The following is a 7,992-nucleotide window of genomic DNA, read 5'->3' on the forward strand; positions in this document are numbered from 1 at the left end:
TTAAGTGGTAGGGACCTCGACCTATTTTGCCGTTCCTAAGGCTATATTGTTTTCTTCCCATAACTCTCCACGAACAATAGCAATATGCTTCGGCGCTTCAATCGCCAAGCGTAAATGGCCTTCATCGCTCTTAATGACCTTTACCATAATGTTGTTGTCGATCATCACATATTCTCCGGGTTTTCTCCCTAACACGAGCATTGGCTCATCCCCTTATCCCGCTTGTTATATTGACATAAAAAAATGAGCAAACAGGTCGCTGCCCTTCTTCCTCCTGAAGAATGACTGCGACTTATTTGCTCATCCTAAGTCTCGCTATTATTTAATGATTTATTCAATTGTCAACATTTAAACAGCAAAAAGACGAATAAATAGGCATCAGTTTCAAAAAGTTCCTCCTTGAAACTACATGCGTATTTACTCGTCCATGAGTAATCGAATATATGATTAATTTATATATCGACCATTTACTTGAAATGTTTAGTCTTTCTACGAAAAAAAATTTTGCATTAAAAACCGAGATACTTGTTCTATTCTTGATCAAGCAATTCTCCGCGAACGATGGGGATATCTTTCGGCGCTTCAATAGCCAAGCGTAAGTGTCCTTCTTCACTTTTAATGACCTTTATGATAATTTTTTCGTTGATCACTATGTATTGTCCGGGTTTTCTTCCAACGACCAGCATCAGACTCACTCCTTTACCGTGAAGGATCTTATGTGATTTGAACATCTTTTACGAGAACTTTCGCGACTCTAAAACATAGCCAGATGGCTTATTCACTTCAACTTCGCCAAGAGTCGATTCTCCCCCTGAAGCATGATAATTTATATCGATTTTCCTCCTTGTATTTTATCATGGTAGATTAGCCCATTAATGAAACTCAAAGAAAACTTTAAGTTCGCGCTCGGGATAAAGGATGCCAAAGAAACAGATTACATAGATAATTGGCTGTAAGAACGTGAATTCGATTGAAGAAGGACATGAGTCTTACTTTAGCGAATATAGCTACAAACAATAGATTATTGGGTGAGGATAATGGGAACGGAACGAGATCCGGGCACAGGAAGAAAACATGTAACGGTACTAGTCGGCATGATTGTTGTCTTCACCGTTGTTACTGCACTATTCATCTATGGGTGGGTGAATCCTACGTTTCAGTATCCGGAAGCGCGAGGAGGAGTGTTAGACGCCAGACAATGGGACTTTGCAAAGCAAGGGATTGTACCGTTACGGGGAGAATGGGAGTTTTATGAGAACAAGCTGCTGACTCCTCAGGATTTCAATATAAATGGTGAAGAACTGAAAGCGGAGCGCCGAATCGTTCATGTCCCTGGAGGCTGGAAAGGTGCCGATTCCGCGGGCAGCGGTCATGGTGCGGGTACGTACCGTCTGCATATAAAGGTTAGCGACCCGAATTTTTATAGTCTTAGGGGTAAAAAAATACGCCTGTCCAGCCATGTCTACATGAACGGAACGGACCTCGGCGGCACCGGAAAACCCGATTTGTCCGCAGCTGGATTTGTACCTAGCAATCTTCCGTTTTTCGGTACCATTAAAGCGGACACCGACTCCATAGACATCATCATTCAAATCGCCAGCTACCGCTATCTGGAAGGCGGATTGGTGCAAGCGCCCGAATTCGGGTTTACGGAAGATGTATTGGCAAGGCGCGATAATGCTCGATTGGCGGATATGATTGTCATCACCACGCTGCTGGTATTCGGGATTTACTTCGCAGGTATGTTCAAGCAATGGGAAAAGGATCCTTATCTCGCTTACTTCAGCTTGTTCTGCTTGTCATTAGGGTTATTCTTCAGCTTTGACAACGAAATCGTCGTGGCGACCTTGTTTCCCGGGATCTCCTTCTTGTTATTGCAGAAGATGCTCTTTGTCTTGCCCTATGTCTCCATCTTCTCGTTTGCCCTCTATGTCTATTTGTACCTGGGCTATAAGAGAGGCTTGGAATATAAGTGGCTGAGCCGGTTTTATTATGTATCTCTGGCCTTGTTGGTGGGAATTCCGAACGAATATTTAGTTTATATTCTTTGGCTAGGGATTACTCTGCATATCACCGTTTTCGCTTTCGTTATTCGCTGGATTTTCCGTTATCGGAATGGCGGTTTTCAAGTTTACTATATTTTAATGGGTTTATTTTTCCTTATCATTAGTTGGGTATATGCCCAGACACGCTATCAGTTAGCGCTGGACAACCCGTATTATATGATCGTAACGCCGCTGCTTCTTGTTCTATCGCAATCGTTCCTCATGTCGGACCGGGCTCGCGATGCTTACTTGCGAAACGAGCGATTGGCCGAGCAGCTGATTGCGTACGATCGCCAGAAGGACGAGTTTCTCATTCATACGTCCCATGAGTTCAAGACGCCGCTGCACGGCATTATAAATCTGGCACAGGTAGTGATCGACCAGAGCGGAAAAGAGTTGGCGCAGCGGCATCGCGAGAATATCGACTTTATTATAGCCCAGGCGACCCGACTGTCTACGCTGGTGAACGATATTATCGATTTTCAGAGCTTGCAGCAAGGAAGCTTAAAGTTCCACAACCGGTTCTTCGATGTCAGCGGAACGGTGCAGGCTACGCTCGAAGCGCTGAAATTTTTGCGCAGAAACGATCAGATACAGCTGATTAATGAGGTTCCTCCGGGAACCTTCTATCTGTTCACAGATGAAAATCGTTTGAAACAGATTCTCGTGAATCTGGTAGGCAATGCGTTTAAATATACGGAACGGGGGAGCGTAGCCGTGGCCGCAGAATCGCGAGAGGGCTGGCTTCGTCTAACGTTTGCCGACACCGGGGCAGGGATGAGCAAGGAACGGCAGCGGGAGCTTTTCAAAGTTGATTTGTACAAAGCAGAAGCGGAGCCGGCAGTTTCGGCGTTTCAATCTTCCGGATTGGGTCTGAAAATATCGAAGGCGCTAGCGGTTCAGATGGGCGGCGATCTGGAGCTGCAGTGGTCGGAGCCGGCAAGAGGGACCGTGTTCGAGCTGCGTCTGCCGGAGGCTGCAGGAATGCAAAGGGAACTTGAAGCAGCCCGGGCAGAAGCCGCTACCGGCCTTGAGCCTACGCTGTTGCCTGTGACAAGTTCGCCCACGCAGGAAAAGAAACCGCCTTATAAGGAAGGAAGATCCGGCGAGGTGAAGATTTTGCTGGTGGACGACGATTCTTCCAACATTAAGGTGCTGCAGGAGTTGTTTTCTTCAAGTCGCTATCACGTTCTTGTGGCTTACAATGGAGCGGACGCGCTCAAGCTGATTAAGCAGCATCGCGGCGAACTGTCGCTTGTTCTGCTCGACGTAATGATGCCCGGGCTTTCAGGCTATGAAGTGTGCAGGCTTATTCGGGAGGACAACCCTCTCTACCAACTGCCCGTGTTGCTGTTGACGGTGCGCAATTCGCCGGCTGATATCGCGATGGGATTCGAAGCGGGAGCTAATGATTTTCTGGTGAAGCCGTTCAATGGCAAGGAGCTGCTGGCTAGGGTACAAACGTTGCTGAAAATGAAGGAAGCCGTCGAGCAGGCTATCCGCATGGAGACGCTGTTTCTGCAATCGCAGATCAAGCCGCATTTTGTCTATAACGCGTTAAGCGGCATTATATCGTTATGCTACAGCGATGGCGCGCGGGCAGGCAAGCTGCTGGGAGAATTCAGCAACTATTTGAGGCTCAGCTTTGATCTGGACCCCCGTCATGCCAAAGTAAGTCTGATACGGGAGCTGTCTCTAACCAAATCCTATGTGGAGCTGGAGCAGGCCCGTTTCGGAGAACGCCTCCATGTGGAATGGGACGTAGGTGATCCAACGGAGGCGTTGGTTCCGGCGCTGATCTTGCAGCCCCTGGTTGAAAATGCCATTCGCCATGGCGTAATGAAACGACTGTCAGGAGGCACGGTGGTCATTCGGGCAAGGCTCGATCAGCATGGCTTGCAGATTTCTGTTCAGGACGATGGGGTCGGCATGAATCCGGATCAGGTGGATCGAATTTTCAAGACAGAGCGGATGGGCGGAAGCATCGGCCTGATCAACGTGCATAAACGGCTGATGAATGAATTCGGGCAAGGCTTGCGGATCGAGAGTCTTCAGGATAAAGGTACAAACGTTGATTTTAGAATTCCATTTCGAACGGAAGCGGTTGAACCTGACGGAGAGGGGAGCGAAGCGGGATGATGAGAGCCATAGTCGTAGACGACGAGTGGCTGGTTGCGGAGCAAATAGACAGAATGCTGGTGAATGCTGGCGTAAAGGTGCTGGGATGCTGCGCGAATCCTCACGAGGCGCTTGGAATGGCCAAAGCGCTGCAACCCGATGTACTGTTTCTGGATATTGAAATGCCGGAGTTGAGCGGTCTTGAGATTGCACAGCAGGTTTATGAGGACAAGCTCGACATGGAGGTCGTTTTCATTACCGCCTATAATCAATATGCTGTCGACGCGTTCCGGGTGAATGCGCTCGACTATTTACTGAAGCCGGTGATGGAAGAGGAATTGCAGCGCTCGCTGGAACGGATTGAGAATAGACGGCAGCATCGCGCAGAAGTCGGCAGCGGCGGACAACGGAAGGTTATCGCTGAGCTGTTCGGCAAGTTCGCGCTGCGTTTGGATGATGGTTCGGATCCAGTTCGCTGGGTAACTTCCAAATGCGCGGAGCTGCTTGCCTATATGCTTCTCCAGACGATGGAGAAGGAAGTCAGCAAATGGGAATTGTTCGAGGCGCTCTGGCCGGCTCTGAATGAGGAGAAGGCAGGCATCAACCTTCGGAGCACGGTCAGCAGGATCAACAAGACGTTACGCGATTGCGGCTCGGGAATGACTCTAGCTTCTGTAAGGAACGGCTATAGGCTGGTTTTGTCCGATGAAGCACCGGATGTGGATGCGGCTGAACTGGAGCTTTTTGTGCTGGAAGCCTTCGAGCCGGGCCATGATAATCTGCCCCATGTCGAGCAGCTTGTACAGCGCTGCAGCCGACCGTTCCTGCAAGAGTTCGACAGCGTCTGGTGCGAGCCATACCGCAAGCAGTATCGCCAGTATTTTCTGCATCTAGGGAAAAAGCTGCTCACCTATTACGAGAAAGCCGAAGCAGAGCCGTTCAAGGCGCTGCGGCTGGCCGATCTGCTGGTCGAACATAACCCTTATGACGAATCGCTTCGGGAAGCAGCACTGAAGCTGCACCATCGCATCGGCGGTTCCCAAAGCGCAGCTGCCTACTATGAAAAATACGCGGAGTTGATCAGCAACGAGCTGGGAGCCTTGCCGGGCGAGACGCTTACCGCTTTGCTACGCGGCTTAACGGATTGATACCTATTGGAGTAAGGAACCTGCGGTTTGAAGCAGGTTCCTTTTTATTTTGCAACAATTTTGCAACATCGCTCTAGTTATAATGTCCTAGTATTGGACATCAGCATGAAGGCGAGTGAAAAGAAGCAATGATTAAACGTTGGATATCGCTAGTCATCGTATTATTGTTAGTGGCGGCCAATCTTCCCCAATATGCTTTTGCAGATTCTATTGACGGGTGGAATATTCGGAGTCCATTGCCTACGGGTAATGAACTAGTCGATGTTACCTATGGAAATGGCACATACGTGGCGGTTGGGACTTATGGAACGATTGTAACCTCGCGAGACGGAGTCAAATGGACTAACCAAACAAGCGGCATTACGGGTCAACTATTTGGCGTTGCTTATGGAAATGGCAAGTTTGTGGCGGTTGGGTTAAGCGGAGCCATTCTAACCTCCAGCGATGGAGTAAGCTGGGCGAACCAAACAAGCAATACTACGAATCATCTAACTGGCGTCACCTATGGAAACAACACATTTGTGGCGATAGGATACAACACTACGATTGTGACCTCCACCGACGGGATAAATTGGACGAGCCGAACAAGCAACGCTTCGAGTCTTCTGGAAGGGATTACCTTCGGAAACAACAAGTATGTAGCGGTAGGTTCGGGTGGAAGGATATTGAATTCCAACAACGGAACAACTTGGGCGAATACAACGCTCGGTGCTGCGATCTATCTATATAACGCTGTCTATGGAAACAGCGGGTATGTGGTGGTAGGGGACGCTGGAATACTGTATACCTCTACAAATGTATTGACTTGGACGAGCCGAGCGAGTAATACTACGAACTCTCTAAACGGCGTCACCTACGGAAACAGCATGTATGTGGCGGTGGGGAACAATGGAACGATTGTAACGTCTAGCAACGCAACGAGCTGGACGAGCCAAACGAGTGGTACAACATACGATTTGAAGGGCGCAGTGTATGGAAACGGCATGTTTGTAGCGGTAGGGACAAACGGAACGATTTTGACCTCAAGCAATGGAGTGAACTGGACTAACCGGATGTACGGCACAACAAATCAACTATATGGCGTCACCTTCGGAAATGGTATTTATGTAGCGGTTGGGGCAAGTGGAATGATACTAACCTCTAGCGACGGAGTAAGCTGGACCAGCCAAACAAGCGGTATTACGAATCACCTATATAGCGTCATCTACGAAAACGGCATATATGTGGCAGTGGGAGACGTTGGAAAAGTATTGACTTCCCAAGACGGAGTAAGCTGGACGAGTCGATCGAGCGGCGCTACGGTTGCTCTGACTGGCGTTACCTACGGAGCGGGCAAGTATGTGGCAGTGGGCTACAATCGGACGATTGTGACTTCCACCGACGGAGAGAATTGGACGAATGGAGCTAGCGGCCCTGTGAATACTCCTCTGAGGAGCATCACCTATGGAAACGGCACATTTGTGGCGGTTGGGGACGTGGGAGTGACGGCAAACTCCCGTGACGGTGCGAGTTGGTCAAGCCGATCAATAGGCACTTCCTATTACCTATATGGCGTAACTTACGGAAACGGCACTTATGTGGCTGTGGGGAACAATGGAACGATAGTAACCTCCAGCAACGGAGCAAACTGGACGGGTCGCACGAGCGGCACTACAAATCTGCTAAGTGCCGTTACCTACGGAAACGGCACTTATGTGGCGGTCGGGGCAAATGGAACGATTGTAACCTCCGGCAACGGAGTGAACTGGACAAGCCGAACAAGCGGATTTACAAATGCTTTATGTAGTGTTGTTTTTGGAAACAGCAACTATGTGTCGGTAGGGATAGGCGGAGCGATCGTACAATCCGACCCTGTACCCCTGGCAATCAGCAACTTGAGTATCAGCCCGGCTAGAGCAAATGTAGAGCAAGGAGGCAGCAAGCAGCTTAGCGCTACGGTCGAAGCGATTGAAGGCGTAGCGACCACAGTCTCGTGGACGAGCAGTGATGTCAGCAACAAAGTGACCGTGGACGGCACAGGTAAAGTGACCGTCGCATCGGATGCCGCGCCGGGAGATTATACGATCACGGCAACATCAATGGTAGATAGCAGTAAAAAAGGAACCGCGACGATAACGGTCACCACTGCACCGGCGGTTAACAGCGTGAGTGTTAGCCCGAACAGTGCAAGCGTGGAACAAGGCAGCAGCAAGCAGCTTACGGCAACGGTAGATGTGGTTGGCGGGGTAGCGACAACAGTTACGTGGTCGAGTAGTGACGCCAGCAACAAAGTGGCGGTAGACGGCACAGGTAAAGTGACGGTCGCATCGGATGCCGCGCCGGGAGATTATACGGTCACGGCAACATCAACGGTAGATAGCAGTAAAAAAGGAACCGCGACGATTACCGTAACGGTAGCGCCAGCCGTTATAGGCGTGAGCGTTAGCCCGAACAGTGCAAGCGTAGAGCAAGGAGGCAGCAAGCAGCTTGCGGCAACGGTAGATGTAGTTGGCGGCGCAGCGACAACCGTCACATGGACGAGTAGTGACGCCAGCAACAAAGTGGCGGTAGACGGCACAGGTAAAGTGACCGTCGCATCGGATGCCGCGCCGGGAGATTATACGGTCACGGCAACATCAACGGTAGATAGCAGTAAAAAAGGAACCGCGACGATTACCGTAACGGTAGCGCCAGCCGTTATA

General features: G+C 49.7%; 5 protein-coding genes. 3 read left to right on the plus strand and 2 right to left on the minus strand.

All coding sequences use genetic code 11. The features are described 5' to 3' along the window. Positions 1-21 precede the first annotated feature (21 nt). Entirely contained in the window at positions 22-201 is a 180-nt protein-coding gene (locus WFJ73_RS27715; protein ID WP_336776166.1) for a carbon storage regulator, read from the minus strand. A 329-nt stretch (positions 202-530) separates the two neighbouring features. Next, positions 531-686 carry a carbon storage regulator gene (locus tag WFJ73_RS27720; protein ID WP_336776167.1) on the minus strand — a complete coding sequence of 52 codons (156 nt, stop codon included), beginning with the start codon at positions 684-686 and terminating at the stop codon, positions 531-533. Between the two features lie 351 nt (positions 687-1,037). On the opposite strand from WFJ73_RS27720, the gene WFJ73_RS27725 reads away from it, so the two are divergent. From WFJ73_RS27725 to WFJ73_RS27735, 3 genes are all read left to right on the plus strand, one after another. Then, on the plus strand, positions 1,038-4,184 hold the full coding sequence (locus WFJ73_RS27725) for a hybrid sensor histidine kinase/response regulator (protein WP_336776168.1): 3,147 nt from the start codon (positions 1,038-1,040) through the stop codon (positions 4,182-4,184). Beyond that, entirely contained in the window at positions 4,181-5,311 is a 1,131-nt protein-coding gene (locus WFJ73_RS27730; protein ID WP_336776169.1) for a response regulator, read from the plus strand. Before WFJ73_RS27725 ends, WFJ73_RS27730 begins: the two co-directional genes overlap by 4 nt. Before the next feature lie 128 nt (positions 5,312-5,439). Next, positions 5,440-7,992, plus strand: a 2,553-nt coding sequence (locus tag WFJ73_RS27735) for a beta strand repeat-containing protein (protein WP_336776170.1), incomplete at its 3' end; no start/stop codon positions are given.

The organism is Paenibacillus sp. MMO-58 (assembly GCF_037146255.1).
Lineage (GTDB): Bacteria > Bacillota > Bacilli > Paenibacillales > Paenibacillaceae > Pristimantibacillus.

What these genes read in the sequence shown, in the direction of transcription:
- WFJ73_RS27715 (WP_336776166.1), bottom strand. Translation starts at nt 201, where the DNA reads ATGCTCGTGTTAGGGAGAAAACCCGGAGAATATGTGATGATCGACAAC.
- WFJ73_RS27720 (WP_336776167.1), bottom strand. Translation starts at nt 686, where the DNA reads ATGCTGGTCGTTGGAAGAAAACCCGGACAATACATAGTGATCAACGAA.
- WFJ73_RS27730 (WP_336776169.1), top strand. Translation starts at nt 4,181, where the DNA reads ATGATGAGAGCCATAGTCGTAGACGACGAGTGGCTGGTTGCGGAGCAA.
- WFJ73_RS27725 (WP_336776168.1), top strand. Translation starts at nt 1,038, where the DNA reads ATGGGAACGGAACGAGATCCGGGCACAGGAAGAAAACATGTAACGGTA.